General features: G+C 62.7%; 15 protein-coding genes, 2 tRNA genes and 1 rRNA gene. 11 read left to right on the top strand and 7 right to left on the bottom strand.

Annotation, left to right across the window (positions count from 1 at the left end; all coding sequences use genetic code 11):
- The 4 genes from rrf to QQZ18_RS17545 all read left to right on the top strand — a co-directional run.
- Nucleotides 1-111: ribosomal RNA gene (gene rrf / locus QQZ18_RS17560) — 5S ribosomal RNA — on the top strand; the annotation flags it as partial.
- 366 nt (nt 112-477) lie between these two features.
- Nucleotides 478-669: a CsbD family protein gene (locus tag QQZ18_RS17555; protein WP_284542243.1), complete on the top strand. Its 192-nt coding sequence runs from the start codon at nt 478-480 to the stop codon at nt 667-669.
- A gap of 108 nt (nt 670-777) precedes the next feature.
- Nucleotides 778-2,262, top strand: coding sequence for an alpha-amylase (gene amyA, locus QQZ18_RS17550; protein WP_284542242.1), 1,485 nt, complete (start codon nt 778-780; stop codon nt 2,260-2,262).
- Nucleotides 2,263-2,326: 64 nt separating this feature from the next.
- Complete coding sequence (locus tag QQZ18_RS17545; RefSeq protein WP_284542241.1) at nt 2,327-2,833, top strand: TspO/MBR family protein; 507 nt, start codon at nt 2,327-2,329, stop codon at nt 2,831-2,833.
- Nucleotides 2,834-2,942: 109 nt separating this feature from the next.
- Here the strand turns inward: QQZ18_RS17545 and QQZ18_RS17540 are convergent.
- Nucleotides 2,943-3,017, bottom strand: a tRNA-Gly gene (locus QQZ18_RS17540).
- Nucleotides 3,018-3,253: 236 nt separating this feature from the next.
- On the opposite strand from QQZ18_RS17540, the gene QQZ18_RS17535 reads away from it, so the two are divergent.
- The 4 genes from QQZ18_RS17535 (at nt 3,254) to QQZ18_RS17520 (ending at nt 5,713) form a co-directional block, all read left to right on the top strand.
- A complete protein-coding gene (locus QQZ18_RS17535; protein WP_284542240.1) occupies nt 3,254-3,757 on the top strand; it encodes a prolyl-tRNA synthetase associated domain-containing protein in 504 nt (167 codons plus the stop codon).
- A gap of 104 nt (nt 3,758-3,861) precedes the next feature.
- A complete protein-coding gene (gene trxA / locus QQZ18_RS17530; RefSeq protein WP_284542239.1) occupies nt 3,862-4,803 on the top strand; it encodes a thioredoxin in 942 nt (313 codons plus the stop codon).
- Between the two features lie 15 nt (nt 4,804-4,818).
- Nucleotides 4,819-5,496, top strand: a complete 678-nt coding sequence (locus tag QQZ18_RS17525; protein WP_284542238.1) for an LON peptidase substrate-binding domain-containing protein — start codon at nt 4,819-4,821, stop codon at nt 5,494-5,496.
- Nucleotides 5,497-5,506: 10 nt separating this feature from the next.
- The gene (locus QQZ18_RS17520; RefSeq protein ID WP_101290374.1) at nt 5,507-5,713 is read left to right on the top strand and encodes a Trm112 family protein; all 207 of its coding nucleotides are present in this window, start codon (nt 5,507-5,509) and stop codon (nt 5,711-5,713) included.
- 8 nt (nt 5,714-5,721) lie between these two features.
- Here the strand turns inward: QQZ18_RS17520 and QQZ18_RS17515 are convergent, their stop codons facing one another.
- Together QQZ18_RS17515 and QQZ18_RS17510 are read right to left on the bottom strand one after the other, a co-directional pair.
- Entirely contained in the window at nt 5,722-6,045 is a 324-nt protein-coding gene (locus QQZ18_RS17515; RefSeq protein ID WP_284542237.1) for a DUF167 family protein, read from the bottom strand.
- 4 nt (nt 6,046-6,049) lie between these two features.
- Nucleotides 6,050-6,340 carry a YggT family protein gene (locus tag QQZ18_RS17510; protein ID WP_284542236.1) on the bottom strand — a complete coding sequence of 97 codons (291 nt, stop codon included), beginning with the start codon at nt 6,338-6,340 and terminating at the stop codon, nt 6,050-6,052.
- 289 nt (nt 6,341-6,629) lie between these two features.
- On the opposite strand from QQZ18_RS17510, the gene QQZ18_RS17505 reads away from it, so the two are divergent.
- Nucleotides 6,630-6,705 (top strand) — tRNA-Ala (locus QQZ18_RS17505).
- A 224-nt stretch (nt 6,706-6,929) separates the two neighbouring features.
- Here the strand turns inward: QQZ18_RS17505 and QQZ18_RS17500 are convergent.
- The 4 genes from QQZ18_RS17500 to QQZ18_RS17485 all read right to left on the bottom strand — a co-directional run bounded on the left by QQZ18_RS17500 (nt 6,930) and on the right by QQZ18_RS17485 (nt 12,691).
- The gene (locus QQZ18_RS17500; protein WP_284542235.1) at nt 6,930-9,497 is read right to left on the bottom strand and encodes a glycoside hydrolase family 31 protein; all 2,568 of its coding nucleotides are present in this window, start codon (nt 9,495-9,497) and stop codon (nt 6,930-6,932) included.
- 47 nt (nt 9,498-9,544) lie between these two features.
- Complete coding sequence (locus QQZ18_RS17495) at nt 9,545-10,363, bottom strand: carbohydrate ABC transporter permease (protein ID WP_284542234.1); 819 nt, start codon at nt 10,361-10,363, stop codon at nt 9,545-9,547.
- 11 nt (nt 10,364-10,374) lie between these two features.
- Nucleotides 10,375-11,253 carry a carbohydrate ABC transporter permease gene (locus tag QQZ18_RS17490; RefSeq protein WP_284542233.1) on the bottom strand — a complete coding sequence of 293 codons (879 nt, stop codon included), beginning with the start codon at nt 11,251-11,253 and terminating at the stop codon, nt 10,375-10,377.
- A 151-nt stretch (nt 11,254-11,404) separates the two neighbouring features.
- Entirely contained in the window at nt 11,405-12,691 is a 1,287-nt protein-coding gene (locus QQZ18_RS17485; RefSeq protein WP_284542232.1) for an ABC transporter substrate-binding protein, read from the bottom strand.
- A 346-nt stretch (nt 12,692-13,037) separates the two neighbouring features.
- On the opposite strand from QQZ18_RS17485, the gene QQZ18_RS17480 reads away from it, so the two are divergent.
- Together QQZ18_RS17480 and ybaL are read left to right on the top strand one after the other, a co-directional pair.
- The gene (locus QQZ18_RS17480; RefSeq protein WP_284542231.1) at nt 13,038-14,078 is read left to right on the top strand and encodes a substrate-binding domain-containing protein; all 1,041 of its coding nucleotides are present in this window, start codon (nt 13,038-13,040) and stop codon (nt 14,076-14,078) included.
- Nucleotides 14,079-14,287: 209 nt separating this feature from the next.
- Complete coding sequence (gene ybaL / locus QQZ18_RS17475; protein WP_284542230.1) at nt 14,288-16,144, top strand: YbaL family putative K(+) efflux transporter; 1,857 nt, start codon at nt 14,288-14,290, stop codon at nt 16,142-16,144.
- Nucleotides 16,145-16,508: the final 364 nt, after the last annotated feature.

Below are 16,508 nucleotides of genomic sequence, written 5' to 3'. Positions count from 1 at the left end.
TGGTCATGGCGGGGAGAAATGCACCCGATCCCATCCCGAACTCGGCCGTGAAACTCCCCAGCGCCAATGGTACTCCGTCTTAAGACGCGGGAGAGTAGGTCGCTGCCAGGCCTGCAAAGTGCAAGACAAACAACAACAAACCACACGAACATAACTCTTCACAAAACACACACACAAACGAACCCAAACAACCATAAGCCCTCCGAGAGAGAAATCTCCGGAGGGCTTTTGCGTTTGGAAATGACGAAGCACAAGCGCGACTGTCCGGATCAGACACCTGCCGTATGGCGAGCCCGAACAAGCGGCCCTCTGACCGATCAACCGACTGAAATAGCTCACCATCTCCGCTCCAGAATGCCCGGACTCACGGCAAGGTGAGCCTGGCGTCCGGCGTTTCTTCGGAACCCATCCGTCCCTCCCACGTTTCATTCACGGTTCCCCGAACCGAAACCAACATAGACGTGAAGGGAGAATGTCATGGGTTCCACTACCGACAAGATCAAGGGCTACACCAACGAGGCCGTCGGCAAGGCCAAGCGTGCCGCCGGTGAGGCACTTGACGATCCCGAGCTGAAGGTCGAGGGCGACATCCAGGAAGCCAAGGGCGATGCCCAGAAGGCCGTCGGCAAGGGCAAGGAAGCCCTCAAAGACACCATCGACAAGCTCTGAGCGATCCCGCTCGGCACTTTCAAGACGCTGCCGGTCCGTTGGAACGGCGGCGTCTTTCGTTGATCCGAAGCCGCGCGCAACCCGGCGCGCCCCGCCCAGAGGCTGCAAATGGTCCAGAGAACGTTGCTGCAGGCATTTCATTGGTACTATCCCGGCGACGGGCGCCTCTGGCCAGACATCGAGGAGAAGGCGGCGTCGCTCGCCGACATGGGCATCACCGATGTCTGGCTGCCGCCCATTTACAAGGGGGCCGCGGGAGGACACTCGGTCGGTTACGACGTCTACGATCTGTTCGACCTCGGCGAGTTCGATCAGAAGGGCGGCGTTGCCACCAAGTATGGCGACCGGGCGGCCTTGGAGCGTGCCGTCCATGCGCTTGAGGCGAAGGGCATCGGCGTCATCCATGACGTGGTGTTCAATCACAAGATGGGCGCCGACGAGACCGAGCGGGTCCGGGTGCACCGCGTCAACCCGGACAATCGCGAGGAGATCGATCCGGAGACCTTCGAGGCCACGGCGCATACGCGCTTCACCTTTCCGGGACGGCAGGGGCGCTACTCGAAGTTCATATGGGACGCCAAATGCTTTAGTGGCGTCGATCACATCGAGGATCCAGACGAGAATGGTGTCTTCAAACTGGTCAACGAATACGATGACGGCTGGAGCGTCGAAGTTGGCGAGGAGTTCGGCAACTTCGACTACCTGATGGGATCGGACATCGAGTTCCGCAACAAGGCCGTATACGAGGAGCTCAAGCACTGGGGGCGCTGGCTGATGGGTGAACTGCCCTGTGCCGGGTTCCGCCTCGATGCCGTCAAGCATATTCCCGCCTGGTTCTATCGCGACTGGATCGGCCACATGCGTGAGAATGCCGGCAAGGACCTGTTCGTCGTTGCCGAATACTGGCTTCCGGACCTTGACGCGCTTCGCAAATACCTCGATCTGGTCGATCACCAGCTCATGCTGTTCGACGTGGCGCTGCACTACAATTTTCACGACGCTTCCAAAGGTGGTGCCGAGTACGATCTGCGCACCCTGTTCGACGGTACGCTGGTTGGCGCCATGCCGGAGCACGCCGTGACCCTGGTCGCCAATCACGACACGCAGCCGCTGCAATCGCTGGAGGCGCCGGTCGAACCATGGTTCAAACCGCTTGCCTATGCCCTTATCTTGCTGCGGGAGCAGGGGGTACCTTGCGTGTTCCACCCAGATCTCTATGGCGCGACCTATACCGACAAGGGGGGCGACGGCGAGGATCACGACATCGACATGCCGGCGATCGCCTGCCTGCCAGGGTTGATCGCGGCGCGTCAGCGCTTCGCTTATGGCCCGCAGACGGACGTCTTCGACGATCCGAACTGCATCGCCTTCGTACGCCACGGCACGTCTGAGGCGCCCGGCTGCGTGGTCGTGATGACCAATGCGGCCGACGCGGCGAAACCCATGGACCTCGGTGAGGAGATGGCAGGTGTCGCCTTCCGCGACTTCCTTGGGCACCGTGATGACGAAGTCACGACCGACGAGGCGGGACGCGCGAGCTTTCCCGTGAACGCAGGCAGCGTCAGTGTCTGGGTGCGCAGCGATGCGTTATAGGATTGAGCGAACGGTGCCGAAGGGCTCCGGTCTCTCGGTTGCGACCCGTGAAGGAGGATATGGATTGACCTCGGAAACGCTCTTGCCGCGCCCCATGGGAAAACTTCCAGCGGCGCTCGCCGCTGTCGTTCCCGTCGCCACGGCGGCGATCATCGGCAACTTCGCCACCATGCCCAACCTGGCGCCATGGTACGAGAGCCTCGCCAAACCGCCATTCAACCCTCCCAACGGCGTTTTCGGCCCGGTCTGGACGCTGCTCTACATCCTGATGGCCTGGGCTTTCTTTCGCATCCTGCGCAGCCCTGATGGCGCCTTGCGCCGCCGTGCCATCGCTTTCTTCCTGGTGCAGATGGCGCTCAATGCGGCGTGGTCCGTCGCCTTCTTCGGATTCCATTCGCCTTTGGCGGGCTTGGTCGTGATTCTGGTGCTCGTCACGACCATCGCAGCGACGGTGCACGCTTTTCTCGCCGTCGATCGCATCGCCGGAGGGGCGCTCGTTCCCTATCTGGGATGGGTCACTTTTGCGACGCTTCTCAATGCATCGATCTTGTGGCTGAACCGATCGGCATGACCGGAACATGGGGTGGGAAGGTAAGAGAGAAGATCTTCCTGGACAGACGCCAACAAAAAGGCCGCCCGAAGGCGGCCACTTTGCAAGTCTTTGACTTCTCTTCTGAAAATGGAGCGGGCGATGGGATTCGAACCCACGACCCTAACCTTGGCAAGGTTATGCTCTACCCCTGAGCTACACCCGCGCTCCGCTTTTCAGCGCGCTCCGTCGCCGGAGCGAGGCGGTATATCGCCCAAGTCGGCGGCGAATGCAACAGGCTTTTTCGACTTTTTTCGCAGCGCGCTTTTTTTTGCCGGAAAAAGGGCGTTTCAATCTCGCCAAGGCCCGGATTTTTCAATGGTTTTGGCTTGCGCGATCCATGCGTTACCTGAAAATATAAGCGGGTTCCGGGATCCTAGCCCGTCCGCTCATGAGGTTGTCATGGCTGCAACGCGCGCCGATCTGTTTGCCTTTCTTGATCGTCTCGGTATCGCCCATCGAACGATCGAACACCCGCCGTTGCCAACTGTCGAGGCTGCGATGGCCATCTGGGGCGGCATGACGGGCGGCTTTGCCAAGAACCTGTTCGTCAAGGACAAGAAGAGCCGGCTTTTCCTGATCACGCTCAGGAAGGATGCCTCACTCGATCTCAAGCACGTGCAGGCGGCGATCGGCGCTTCGGGCCGGGTGTCCTTCTGCTCGGCCGAACAACTGATGGAACATTTGGGCGTTCTGCCCGGTTCGGTGACGCCGCTCGGCGTCCTCAACGATACGGCCGGTACGGTGACCGTGGTGCTGGAGAGAGCGTTGCTGGAACTTGATCCGGTCCACGTGCATCCGCTTGAGAACACCGCCACCACGGCGGTATCGGCCGAAGGCCTGGTCACCTTCCTCCGGGCCACCGGCCACGAGCCGCTTATCGTCGACTTGCCGCTTCTCGCCTGAGAGGGGGCGCTGTTAAACTTGGCCCCGCCGCCCTATATAGGGCGGACAAACTCCCTCTTCGCCGCCTCCTGTCGGGAGGTCGGCGCCAGCAATCGAGTGACATGATGAGCAGCCCGACCTTCACCTTTGGCAACGGCTTCGCCCCGCCGGGACCTGGCGCCGCCCCGGCCCCCGCGACCGATGACGTGATCGAGACCACGACCCGCGATTTCGCCCGCGACGTGCTCGATGCCTCGAAGGACAGGCCGGTGCTGGTGGATTTCTGGGCCGAGTGGTGCGGCCCCTGCAAGCAGCTGACGCCGATCATCGAGAAGGTCGTTCGCGACGCCAAGGGTAAGGTGCGTCTCGTCAAGATGAACATCGACAACCACCCCGAGGTAGCAGGTCAGCTCGGAATCCAGTCGATTCCGGCCGTCATCGCCTTCGTCAAGGGGCGCGCCGTCGACGGCTTCATGGGCGCCCAGCCGGAAAGCCAGGTGCGACAGTTCATCGAGCGCGTCGCCGGTCCCATGGGGCCGACCGACCAGGAGAAGCTCATCGCCGCCGGCCAGGAGGCGCTTGCCGCCGGCGATGCGCAGGCTGCTGCCGAGGCCTTTCTCGCCGTGCTCGACGTGGAGCCCGAATCGCTCGTTGCGATCGCCGGCCTTGTCCGGGCGCTGACGGCGGCCGGCCAGCTTGAGGACGCACGTACCGTGCTGGCCCGCGTGCCCGACCTGAAGGCCGGCGACGCGGCGATTGCCGGCGCCCGCGCCGAGCTGGAGCTGGCCGAGCGGGCCGCCAGCGTCGGCGACACCGCAGCGCTGGCGGCGGCCGTTGCCGCCAATCCTGCGGACCACCAAGCCCGGTTCGAACTGGCCGAGGCGCTGGCCGCCAAGGGCGACCGCCAGGCAGCCGTCGACCAACTGATCGAGATCGTCCGGCGCGAGCGGGCCTGGAACGATGAAGCGGCGCGCAAGCAACTGGTCAAGTTCTTCGAAGCTTGGGGTATGACCGATCCCATGACCCTTTACGGACGGCGCAAGCTGTCTTCGGTTCTGTTCTCCTGATCGGAAAGGCATTCGATGCAAGTTGGCAACGCAAGCTACGTCGGTTCCGCCGATCTTCCCGGCGAACTGCCACTCTTTCCGCTGAAGGGCGTGCTTCTGTTGCCGCGCGGCCTGCTGCCGCTCATCGTGTTCGAACCACGCTATCTCGCCATGGTCGACGCGGCTTTGGCCGGTGACCGGCTCATTGGTATCATTCAGCCGCGTTTCGACGCCGACGAGGGCATAGAGGAGGGATCGGCGCCGCTTTGCGACGTTGGAACCGTCGGCCGAATCACGGCGATCGCCGAAACGGGGGACGGGCGCTATCAGGTGACTCTGACCGGCGTCTGTCGTTTTCACCTGACGGGCGAGGTTCCGGCCGGGCTGCCCTATCGCGTCGGCTGGATCGCCTGCGATTTCCCGGTCGATTTCGAGCCACAGACCGGCGAGGAAGAGGTGGATCGCGCCGCCTTCCTCGCTGTGTTCGAAGCCTATCTCGAGGCCAACGAGATGGAAGCGGACTGGGACGCCGTCGAAAAGGCGTCGACCGAGGCGCTGATCAACACCTTGTCGATGATGAGCCCCTATGGGGCAGCCGAGAAGCAGGCTCTGCTCGAGGCTCCCGACCTGAAGATGCGAGCCGAGACGCTGATCGCCATCACCGAGATCGCGCTGGCGCGCGCCGCCGACGGTGCTCCGACCACCTTCAACTGAGGACGCCACAATGCAGGAGAATGACGGCCGGCGGACTGGCGAAGTCGATCCCAAGCTCCTCGAGATCCTCGTCTGCCCGCTCACCAAGGCAACGCTGGAGTGGTATCCCGAACGCCGCGAGCTGGTGTCTCGCCCTGCTCGGCTCGCCTATCCCGTGCGTGACGGAGTGCCGATCATGCTGCCGGATGAGGCGCGGGCGCTCGACCCCGACGAGTAAGTCCGGTTTCAGGCTGGAAGGCCGCAGGCCGTCCTGAGGCGCGCTTCCGCCTCGGCATCGGCACCCGACAGGCGGATGGTCTTGAGACGCGCCGTTGGGCCGGATACGACCGCTGAAGCCGACTTCGGCAAGCCGGCGACGGCGGCCAGCAACGCCGCCACGGCGGCATTGGCTTTACCATCCTCTGGCACCGCCTTCACCCGCGCAGCGACCACCGCGCGGCCGTCCGACAGCGCTTTCACGCCATCTATGCGATCGCTGCCACCACGCGGCGTCAGGCGCACCTCGACGAGGAGATCGGCGCCATCGCGCCGGATCGGGGTGTCGGCCATCGGATCAGAAGACGTAGGGGAAGATGTAGCGGATGATGATCTGCTGCAGAAGGATGATGCCGAACCAAAGCACGAGGAAAGACAGGTCCAGTCCGCCGGTGTTGGGCATGAGGCGCCGGATGGGGCGCAGCAGGGGCTCGGTCATGGTGTACAAAAAGCCCGCGATCGTCGCCACCACCTGGTTGCGCAGGTTGACGACATTGAAGGCGACGAGCCACGACATGATCGCTGAGGCGATCAGGATGTACATGTAGAGACTGAGCACCTGGAGGAGAACGTAGAGGACGGCCTGCATGAATGGGTCTTTCGCATTACGAGGTTTCCGAGATGTAGCCATGACGCGGTGGGGCCGCAAGGCCGCTGTGCGGTGCCGTTGCGCGCAGATCACCAGACTTGGTAAAGGCCGAAGCAGACCGCTGCTTCGAAGGCGGGTGGCGGCGATGCTTCGCCGCGCTCTGGGTGAGCCTTCCCGATCTCGTCCGAGGGCCTGACTTGGGGGCCGGGAAAGGCTTGACAGTCTCTGTCCCTCCCCCTAAAAGCGGCTCACCCGACGCCGGGTTCGCGGCCGAAAAGCCGTGCCGGATGGGGCTGTAGCTCAGATGGGAGAGCGCTGCAATCGCACTGCAGAGGTCAGGGGTTCGATTCCCCTCAGCTCCACCAATCCGTTTCCAGGAATGGTGTTCAAGAGCATGTCAGGCGAACTCTGGTTCGCCGACATGATCCATACTGCTGCTTTCACGTGATTCCGGACGCAAAACCGGGTCCCACGTTTGCTGGGGTTGCCAGGTCGTCGAGAGACGAGCCAAAGCCCTCGCCGACAATCTTGATCCCACGAGGTCGCACCAGGCAGATGAAGCCTGCGGCTCTCCTGCCTGGCTGATGCGTTATCGCGTCAGAACGACGGAAATCGGATCGCCGCGATAGTCCAGTGCGATCCCTGTGGTCGAGGTCATCGGCGTCATGCCCGGACGGACGCGGCAGATTGTGAAATTTCTGACCTGCGGCATTCCCGGGTAGGCTCCACGGCACGCGCCGATCCGCAGTGTGTCCTGTGCGTCATCCCAGTGGAGTGGAATGCGGACGTTTTCGCCTCGCTCACAGCCAAGGCTGAGACCATCGTCCTGATAAAGCTCCATAAAGCCGTCGCAGCCGGGGAAGACGTAGATCGTCAATGTTGTCCAGGACAAGCCGGCCGTCGACTGGACGATCGGGCCGACGGGGAGAATGCTGCCCGCCCTTGCGTGAAGCGGGATGCGATCGAGCGGGCTGGGAACCTCGTGCGCGCAGCCGCCGGCGCGGTGCTCGCCGGTCCAGACATCAAACCAGCCGCCATCGGTCTCCGGCAGATAGACCGGCCAGTTTTCCGCTCCCTCCGCAAGGACCGGGGCGACATGCAAGGCCCCGCCGAACATGTAGCTGTGCGTCTCATCCAGCGCGCGCGAATCGCTGGCGAAGTCGAACACCAGTGGCCGCATCATGGGGACTCCGGTCGCTGCCGTTTCGGCGGCTGCGGCGTAGATGTAGGGCAGAAGGCGGTAGCGGAGTTCGAGATAGGCCTTTGCAATCTCCTCCACCTTTTCGCCATAGCGCCAGAACTCGGTATCCGTCTCGAAGCCATGGACGCGCTGCATCGGCAGGAAGGTGGCGTACTGGAACCATCTCAGGAAGCGTTCACGGTAGGCTTCGTCCTGATACTGCCCGGAGCCGGGGCGGAAGAAACCGCCGGCATCGACGGTCCAGTAGGAGTAGCCGGAGGCCGCCATGTTGAGCCCGGCGGCGATCTGATTGCCAAGCGTAGCCCAATCGTTACCGACGTCGCCCGACCAGGTAAAGGCCGGGTAGCGGTGCTGGCCGAGGAAGGCGCTGCGGGTCAGAATCAGAGCGCGCCTATCCGGCACGGACGTCTTCCACGACTCCGACACGGCGCGCGTGACTTCCAGAGGGTAGGCGAGCTGGACGTGTTCGCCCCGGCCGGCGGCCGTCGTCCGACCGGCGAGATCATCGTTCTCGGGCTCGGTGGCGTCCTGCCACCAAGCGTCGATGCCGAAGCGTCTGAGCCGCTCTTCCTGCTGGGCGGCGTAGAAGGCGGCGGCTTCCGGATTGAAGAAGTCGACCCAGTCGGTACCCTCGATGAAATACCCGCGACGGACAAACTCCTGGCCGAGCTCGGACGATGGATCGATGCGCGCCCAAACCGACAGCATGAAGCGCGCATCGCGCCGGTGGACTTCGTCGATGAGCTGTTTCGGATCGGGGTAATGGGCCTCATCGAAGCGCATGGCGTTCCAGCCGTGCGAACCCCAGTACTGCCAGTCCTGCACGATGACATCGAGCGGCAGGCCACGTTGCCGGAACTCATCGAGCGTCTCGATGATCTCGTCCGAGGAGTGGAATCGTTCGCGGCAGTGGACGTAGCCGAAGGCCCAGATCGGCAGCATGGGCGTCGCGCCGAGGAGTTGGCGGTATCCGCCCATGATTTCGGCCGCGCCGGGGCCGGCGATCACCACGTAATCGATGGCGTCGGCGACGGGAGAACGCCACACCGTGCGGTCGGCGACCGGACCGTGGTAGAGGACCGGAGCGTCGGCCTCGTCGGCCTCCACCGTCACCACGTGGGTTCCGGGGGCGAGATCGGCAAAGAAGCTTGTCGTCGGGGGGAGCCAGAAGTTGTCGTAATCGGCGCAGATCAGGCCATCGATCTCGACACGGTAGCGCGTGCCCATCTTCCGCCCGATGTCGAGCAGCATCGCGTGGCGCCCGCCGGTCGAGATCTCGATCCGTCCCTCGAACACGGCCGTCCGCCGCTCCACCGCCGCTCCGCCCGACGATGTCGAGACGGTTGCCATCTGAGCCTGACCGACCGAGCGCCTCGCCAAGACCATCCGGTTCGGTGGCGGGTTCAGGTCGCTGCGGCCGCGATGGTGCCAGATCAGCCCGTAGCCTTTATTGGACAGGATAAAGGGCAGCGCGATCTGGGTGTTGACCTGGGTCAGGCGACGCGGCAGACCGCGCAGATCGAGCGCGCCGTCCTGGAAGCAACCGGTTCCGTAAAGGCGCTCGTCCGGCGGGGAATCGAAAGCTTGTTCGGCGATATGGATAGCCTCGTGGCCAAGCAGGTCCGGCGACAGGCTGCGTCCTGCCTCGGCCTCGGCAAGCAGCAGTCTGCCGTCCCGCCCGAAGAAGCGCAGGCGCCCCGTGGTGTCGGTTATTTCGCAGACGAGATGCGGCAGGTCCAGGCGGATAGCGCCGCCCCCGGCCTGAGCGGAAACGGCGGCGGGTGGCAGGTTATCCATCAGGATCCGGCTTTCCGGCATCGTTCCGTCGTGCCCGGCGGGTGCAAAGCGGACTCGGAAGGCCCGGTCGCTCAGGGCCGAGATGCAAAGCGTGCCGCTGGCGTAAGCCTTGACGAAGTCAGGCATCATGCCTGCGTGGGAAAGAGCGTTGTTGGTCATGATGCCCGAATCTGGATGTGTGATGGGATCCGATCGTCACCGGCGGCTCATCCCTTGACCGAACCGCTGGTCATGCCGGCGATGATGAAGCGCTGGCCGAGGAGGTAGATGACGATGACCGGAATGATGGTGAGCACGATATCGGCAGAGACGAGGTTCCAACTGCTCTGGTACTGGCCGAAGAAGTTGTAGACCGCGAGGGTCATCGGCCAGTTGGCACTGCTGTTGAGATAGTAGAGCGGTATCATGAAGTCGTTCCAGATATTGAGGAAGTTCAGGATACCTGCGGTGACGAGCACCGGCTTCAACAGCGGCAGGATCACCAGGAAGAACAGTTGCGGCGGTCGGCAGCCGTCGATGATGGCGGCTTCGTCGAGCTCGCGGGGGACGGTCTCGACGAAGCCGTAGATCAGGAAGATCGAGAAGGGCACCTGCAACGCGGCGTAGAGGATGATGACGCCGATCTTGGTGTTGATGAGGTGGGTCACCTGCATCATGGTCGTCAGCGTGAAGAAGTTGATGGGCAGCGCAATGCCCATGATCAGGAACAGGTAGAAGAAGCGGTTGAGCCGCGTCCGGTGGCGCGACATCACGAAGGCCGCCATGGCCGACACCAGAGTGGCGATGATGGTGGCCGATGTGGCGTAGAGCAGGCTGTTGAAGAAGCTGGCAAGCAGCTTTCCCTTTTCGATAGCGATCAGGAAGTTCTCAAGGTGGAGCTCGGTTGGCAGCTCCATGCTCATCGTGCTCGCTTCGGTCGACGATTTGAGCGCATTGATGGCGATGAGATAGACCGGAAGGATCATGACCAGGCTGGCCAGGAAGGCCGCGAGATGGGTGGCGAGGGCGCGCAGGTTCCTAGGCATCCGCTTTCTCCTCAATCGCGGTCCGACTGGCGTTCCATCACCCGGATGACCAGGTAGCCGGTGACGACCAGGATCAGGAAAAGAATGCTGGAAATGGCGGTGCCGAGCCCGAATTGTCCCTTGGAAAAGGCTTTGAAGATCTCGGTCGACAACACCTCGGTCGCATAGCCGGGTCCGCCGTTTGTCAGCGCGTAGACGATGTCAAACACGCGCAATCCGTAAAGGATGTTGAGCACGGTGACGATCATCAGCGCCGGCATCAGCATGGGAAGGGTGATGTGGCGGAACTTCGCCCAGGCGCCGGCGCCGTCGATCGCCGCGGCCTCGTAGAGGTCCTTCGGAATGGTCTGCAGGCCGGCGAGCAGAATGACCATGATGTAGCCGATGCCCTTCCAGCTATCGACGCCGACCACCGAATAGAGCGCGATGCTCGGGTCGATGAGCCAGGGCAGGGCAAGGGCGTCGAGACCGATGCCGCGCAGGAAGCCGTTGAGAAGCCCGGCCGCGGGGTCCAGAATCGAGCGGAAAATCAGGGCAACGACCAACGTCGGCAGGATGACCGGAAGGTAGATCAGCACGCGGTAGCCGTTGACGAACCAGCGGACGCCCTGGTTGAGCAGCAGGGCGAGTGCCAAGCCGAAGACCGTCTTGATGATGATCGTCCAGAAGGTGAACAGCAGCGTGTTTTTGATGAAGGACAGGTAATTCTCGTCCGGAGACAGGATGGTCCGATAGTTGTCGAGGCCGATGAACTCGACCTCTTCGGAATAGCTGCTCCAATCGGTAAACGAATAGGCGATGCCGCTGAGGCTCGGAACGATGAAGAACGTCACATAGAGTGCGAGCGCCGCGAGGACAAAATAGAACGGGTAGGGACTATGCGTTTTCATTGCGAGTTCCGGTCGCTCGTGGTCGCACCCCCGGTCTCAAAGCCTTCTAGAGGAGAAGACCGGGGGTGGACGCCGCCAAGTCCAGAGGTTTTCCGGTGAAGCCGGTTCGCCGGTAGGGCTCTGTCCGCTTGTCAAGACGAAGCAGGGAGGATCACTTCTTCCAGGCGGGATCCTTGGCGGCCTTGGCGAGATCGCCACGACGCTTGTCGATGTTGGCGAGCACCTTCGCCGGTTCCATCGCCCCGGTGAACATTGCCGTCAGATCTGCGCCGATGTCCATCCACTGCGGGTTCACGTAGTTCACGGCGGTCTGGTAGACGGTGCCGCGCGCATCCTTGTGCGAATCGAACAACGCCTGAACGTCAGCGCTGAACTTGCTCTTCGCTCCCTCGAAGGGCAGCGTCATCGCAGTTGGCGTGTTGTCGATGAAGTAGTCGACGTTCTCGGGTTGAGCGAGGAAGGCGAGATACTGCTTGGCGGCGTCGACGTGGGCCGATCCCGAATAGATGAAATGGGTAGGCCCGGCTGGATTGATGTTGACCCTCTGATTGTCGGCGAGCGGCATCAGGAACACGCCGATGTCGGATGCCTTCATATCCGGATAGTCGTGCTCCACCAGCGAAGCGAAGCCCGTATTGGCAAGGACCATCGCCACCTTGCCGCTGGCCATCGCCTTGGACGCACCGGTGTAGACATCGGCGAGGGCGTTCTTGCCCATGAAGCCCAGATCGTACGCTTCCTTGAGCTGGGTAACGGCCGCGAGCATGGTGGGGTTGCCCGCGAAGGTCGCCTTGTTGGCGTTGAGGGCGTCGGCGAGGCCGGGCGTCACCTCTTCAAAGCGCGGTCCCAGCTCCGGGAACCAGAGGACGTGATGCCAGCCGTCGGCCACCGGTTCGTAAAGCGGCTGGATGCCGTTGTCGGCAAGCTTCTGGCTCAGGGCCTTGAACTCGGCATAGCTCTTGGGAGCGGCGAGACCGTATTGGGAGAACAGCTTCTTGTTGTAGCTGATCACCCATGTATTGCCGAGCACGTCCCAGTAGGTGAGGCCGTAGAGCTTGCCGCCAACCGTCGCTTGCGCGGTGACGAGCGGATCCATCTTGGCGGCCCAAGGCTCGCCGGTGAGATCGACGGCGTTCTTCTCGACGTTGTACTGAAGCTTGAGGTCGGTCACGCCGCTTTGCCCGCCGAACAGATCGGGACCCTCGCCCGAGTTCAGCTTGGCCTGCAGGACGCTGAAATACTGGCCGGACGGCAGGATCTGGAAGTCGATGCCGATCCCGGTCTTTTCCTCGAACTTTTTGGCGAGCGCCTGTTCGGCGTCCTTCACCCAATCCTGGCTCGCCATGTAGGTCAGCGTCACCTTGTCAGCTGCAAGTCCAACTCCGCCCGTGAAGGCGAAGGCCAAACAGGCGGCGCCGGCAAGAGCCAGCGAGCGCATGACGCCTCGCGCGGCATTTCGAGTGCTATGTGTCGCAATCATCGTACCCTCCCATGTTTCAGATCGAACCGGACCGCGCCATCTCCCGCGGCGGCTTCGAACACGAGCCCCTCGTTTCTCACCAAGGCGGCGAGCGATTCGAGCGTGACTGTCTACGGACGAGATCTCCCAATCTTCGGCCGTCTTCCCATTGTAAGCGCTTACAATCGATGGGCTCTCTTGGGGCTGCCGTCCTTCTCCCCGACGGACAGGCTTGAGATGCACATCATGTTACTGTAAGCGCTTACAATGCTAAGTTCGCCGCAGGACGTCTGTCAATGGGCTACGTGGAAGGTCGGAGGATTTTATGAGAGGCATCGCCCGTCTGGCCCGAGAGCTCGGAGTTTCCACGGCCACGGTATCTCGCGCTCTCAACGGCAATCCCAATGTCAACGAAGAGACGCGCCGAAAGGTTTTGGAGACGGCTCAACGCCTTGGCTACGCCGCGAACCAGGCCGCCCGTTCGCTTGCCCAGGGCGTTACCCATTCCGTCGGTTTCATGATCGAGCTCGATCCCGAGAGCACCACCAGCACCGATTACTTTTTCATGGGAGTGGTCGAGGGCATGCAGGCCATCCTCGCCGCCCACGGCCTCGACCTGTTGGTCCTGCCCTGCGCCAAGAGCCAGGACAACTTCACTTTTCTCCAGCGTTTCGTGTCGCGTGGTGCCGTCGATGGCTTGGTTCTCGCCGAAACGCGGCGCATCGACCGACGCATCGATTTCTTGCAGTCGTCGGGCATCCCGTTCGTCACGCTGGGGAGAAGCGACAGCGGCGGCAGCCACTCATGGATCGATCTCGACTTCGAGGGCGTCATGGCCACTGCCGTCGAACGCCTGGTTGGATATGGCCATCGGCGCATTGCGGTGACGCTGCCATCCAACGACGCCAACTACGGAGTCATCTTTGCACAGGCGTACAGGGATAATCTCGCGCGGCATGGACTGGAGTTCGACGAAGGATTGGTGTTCTCGACCCGCCGCCAGGAGGACGACGGCGACAGCATAGTCGATAGTCTCGTCGACAGGTCCGATCCCGCGACGGCCATCATCCTGTTCTACGAAGTGACCGCCATCGGAATCTACAGGCGCCTTGCCGAGCGTGGGCTCAAACCTGGCCGGGATTTGTCGATCATCGGATTCCGTGGCGAAGAATCGGTTCGGTTCCTGACGCCGCAGGTGACGTGTTTCCAGATGTCGCTTCAGGACCTCGGGACCGCTGCGGCGCGCGCGTTGCTCGCTCAGATGCCTTTGACCGCGCCGGCTTTCTCTTCGGGCATCGTGCAGTGTCGGGTCCCGCTGTCGCTCGTCCCCGGCGAGAGCGACGGGCCTGCCTTCCAACGCGGTTAAGACGAGGTTAATTGAAGGTCGGCGGGAGGGCAAGAAACTCCGATTTTCTGTTCGGATAATGACGTCTTTCGACGTGGGCGCACACTCGTTCTTGGCGGAATGCACTTGATCGAGCTTCGAAAACCTCCATATTGTTCCGAGGTCTATTGGCCCGGCCTGCCCGCGAGGTGAGTCATCCCCTGAAAATCCAGCCCTGACGGAGGCCTTACATGCCGCACGACACGTCCCTCATTTCGACGATTGTCGGCGGTCTGGTTCTTGCCTTCATATTCGGCACCATTGCCAATCGCTTCCGTCTGCCGCCGCTGGTCGGCTATCTTGTTGCCGGCATGCTGGTCGGGCCGCACACGCCGGGCTTCGTTGCCGATCAGGAGCTGGCTCCTCAGCTCGCCGAGCTTGGCGTCATCTTGCTGATGTTCGGTGTCGGCCTGCATTTCGCGCTGAAAGATCTTTTGTCGGTCCGCTTCATCGCCGTTCCGGGCGCCATTGGCCAGATTGCCATCGCAACCTTGCTCGGCTGGATGCTCGGCGAAGCCCTGGGTTGGTCCTTCGGCGCCAGTCTGATTTTCGGTGTTGCACTTTCCACCGCCTCAACCGTGGTGCTTCTGAAGGCCATGCAGGATCGCCGGCTCGTCGATAGCGAGCGCGGTCGAATCGCCATCGGCTGGCTGATCGTCGAAGATCTGGCCATGGTGCTGGTCCTGGTCCTGATCCCGGCGGCGGCCAGCTTGTCGAACGGAGGGGTCAGCGCCTACTCCGACCCGCTTGCCGCCGTGGCCAGCCGACTGATCGGCATCGATCTCGGTGTCGGCGGCATTGTCGCGGCGACGCTGATCAAGGTTGTCGTCTTCGTTGCGCTGATGCTCGTCGTCGGCCGGCGAGTGATCCCGGCTATCCTGCATCGCATCGCCCATACCGGATCGCGGGAGCTGTTCAGGCTCGGCGTTCTCGCCATTGCGCTCGGTGTCGCCTTTGGAGCGGCCGAACTGTTCGGAGTCTCGCTGGCTCTCGGCGCTTTTTTTGCCGGCATGGTGCTGTCGGAAAGCGAACTCAGTCACCGGGCCGCCCAGGAAAGCCTGCCTCTACGCGATGCCTTTTCGGTTTTGTTCTTCGTTTCGGTCGGCATGTTGTTCGACCCGAGCATCGTCGTCAACAAGCCGTTTGTTCTCCTCGCCACGCTCGCCATCATCCTCATCGGCAAGACGGTGGCGGCCTTCGTCATCGTGCTGGTCTTCCGGCGGCCGGTGAAGACGGCTCTGACCATTTCGGCAAGCCTTGCGCAGATCGGCGAGTTCTCGTTCATCCTGGCGGAAATGGGCGTCGGCATCGGCTTCCTGCCGGAGGAGGGACGGGACCTCATCCTGGCTGGCGCGCTGATCTCGATCATTCTCAACCCGTTGATGTTCACCGTTGCCGACCGGATGCGCCCGGCGCTGGAGGCCTGGCTGCAGCCGAAGCTCGAGCCGGTGAGCGCTCCCGAACCGGCCGCGCCCGCTCCGATCGTGGAGGCCGAGCCGGTCGCCGCCGCTGCCGAGCATGACGACACCGACGACGAGGTGACGGAGCCTACGATGCTCAGCGGTCATCTGGTGGTGGTCGGTTATGGTCGGGTTGGCAGTGTCATCGCCGACGATCTCGCCGCGCGGAGCGTGCCGTTGCTGGTGATCGAGGATGCCGAGGATCGTGTGCGGCGGCTACGTGAGAAGGGTATCGAGACGATCGTCGGCAACGCTGCTGACGGTCGTGTTCTGGCCCTGGCCGGCCTTGAACGGGCAAAGGCGTTGCTGGTCGCCATACCCAACGGTTTCGAGGCCGGTCAGGCCATCGAACAGGCACACCAGATCAGTCCCGGCCTTCTCATCGTTGCCCGCGCTCACTCCGATGAAGAAGTGGAGCACCTGATGCGCCATGGCGCCAATAAGGTGATCATGGGCGAACGCGAGATCGGACTCGGCATGCTGAAGATGCTGGACGCTCAGCCGGACGTGGCTCCCGAGACGGACGATGCGGCTCCATCCGAGTTGGACGGTCTGGACGAGACCGAAGAAGGAAAGCCCGCCGCGTGACCCAACGAGCCGCGCCAGTTCTCTCTGTCAGGCGTCGCTTGTCGGCGACGTTGACGGCTGTCGCGATTCTCTCGGTCTTTTTCGTCACCCTCGTCCTCCAACTCGGGTTGGGGGGCGGTTTCGGTCCTTCGTCTTCGGTAACGCTCGGCGTTGCCGACCAAGCCGTCCTCAGGCATTCGGCTGTCCTTCGTGATGGGCTGAGGCCGGTGGTCGTCGCCGATCACGGCGATCGAACCTCGGCACCACCACCACCTTCGCCGCCGATCGCGCTGGTTGCCATCGCCGTGGTCGCGACGTGTTCGTCCGTGTTCCGGCGCATGTGCGTCGTCGCCGGGGTCAAGCCCGCACGCCGCCAATCCGCCGC

It is taken from the genome of Pleomorphomonas sp. T1.2MG-36 (assembly GCF_950100655.1).
Lineage (GTDB): Bacteria > Pseudomonadota > Alphaproteobacteria > Rhizobiales > Pleomorphomonadaceae > Pleomorphomonas.
The sequence above is the reverse complement of the archived record's forward strand: the minus strand, read 5'-3'. Positions and strand labels throughout refer to the sequence as shown.

Excerpts from the sequence above, each read along its gene's own strand:
- QQZ18_RS17520 (WP_101290374.1), top strand. The coding sequence starts at position 5,507 with ATGCAGGAGAATGACGGCCGGCGGACTGGCGAAGTCGATCCCAAGCTC.
- QQZ18_RS17480 (WP_284542231.1), top strand. The coding sequence starts at position 13,038 with ATGAGAGGCATCGCCCGTCTGGCCCGAGAGCTCGGAGTTTCCACGGCC.
- QQZ18_RS17515 (WP_284542237.1), bottom strand. The coding sequence starts at position 6,045 with ATGGCCGACACCCCGATCCGGCGCGATGGCGCCGATCTCCTCGTCGAG.
- ybaL (WP_284542230.1), top strand. The coding sequence starts at position 14,288 with ATGCCGCACGACACGTCCCTCATTTCGACGATTGTCGGCGGTCTGGTT.
- QQZ18_RS17500 (WP_284542235.1), bottom strand. The coding sequence starts at position 9,497 with ATGACCAACAACGCTCTTTCCCACGCAGGCATGATGCCTGACTTCGTC.
- trxA (WP_284542239.1), top strand. The coding sequence starts at position 3,862 with ATGAGCAGCCCGACCTTCACCTTTGGCAACGGCTTCGCCCCGCCGGGA.
- QQZ18_RS17555 (WP_284542243.1), top strand. The coding sequence starts at position 478 with ATGGGTTCCACTACCGACAAGATCAAGGGCTACACCAACGAGGCCGTC.
- QQZ18_RS17510 (WP_284542236.1), bottom strand. The coding sequence starts at position 6,340 with ATGCAGGCCGTCCTCTACGTTCTCCTCCAGGTGCTCAGTCTCTACATG.
- QQZ18_RS17525 (WP_284542238.1), top strand. The coding sequence starts at position 4,819 with ATGCAAGTTGGCAACGCAAGCTACGTCGGTTCCGCCGATCTTCCCGGC.
- QQZ18_RS17490 (WP_284542233.1), bottom strand. The coding sequence starts at position 11,253 with ATGAAAACGCATAGTCCCTACCCGTTCTATTTTGTCCTCGCGGCGCTC.
- QQZ18_RS17485 (WP_284542232.1), bottom strand. The coding sequence starts at position 12,691 with ATGCGCTCGCTGGCTCTTGCCGGCGCCGCCTGTTTGGCCTTCGCCTTC.
- amyA (WP_284542242.1), top strand. The coding sequence starts at position 778 with ATGGTCCAGAGAACGTTGCTGCAGGCATTTCATTGGTACTATCCCGGC.
- QQZ18_RS17495 (WP_284542234.1), bottom strand. The coding sequence starts at position 10,363 with ATGCCTAGGAACCTGCGCGCCCTCGCCACCCATCTCGCGGCCTTCCTG.
- QQZ18_RS17535 (WP_284542240.1), top strand. The coding sequence starts at position 3,254 with ATGGCTGCAACGCGCGCCGATCTGTTTGCCTTTCTTGATCGTCTCGGT.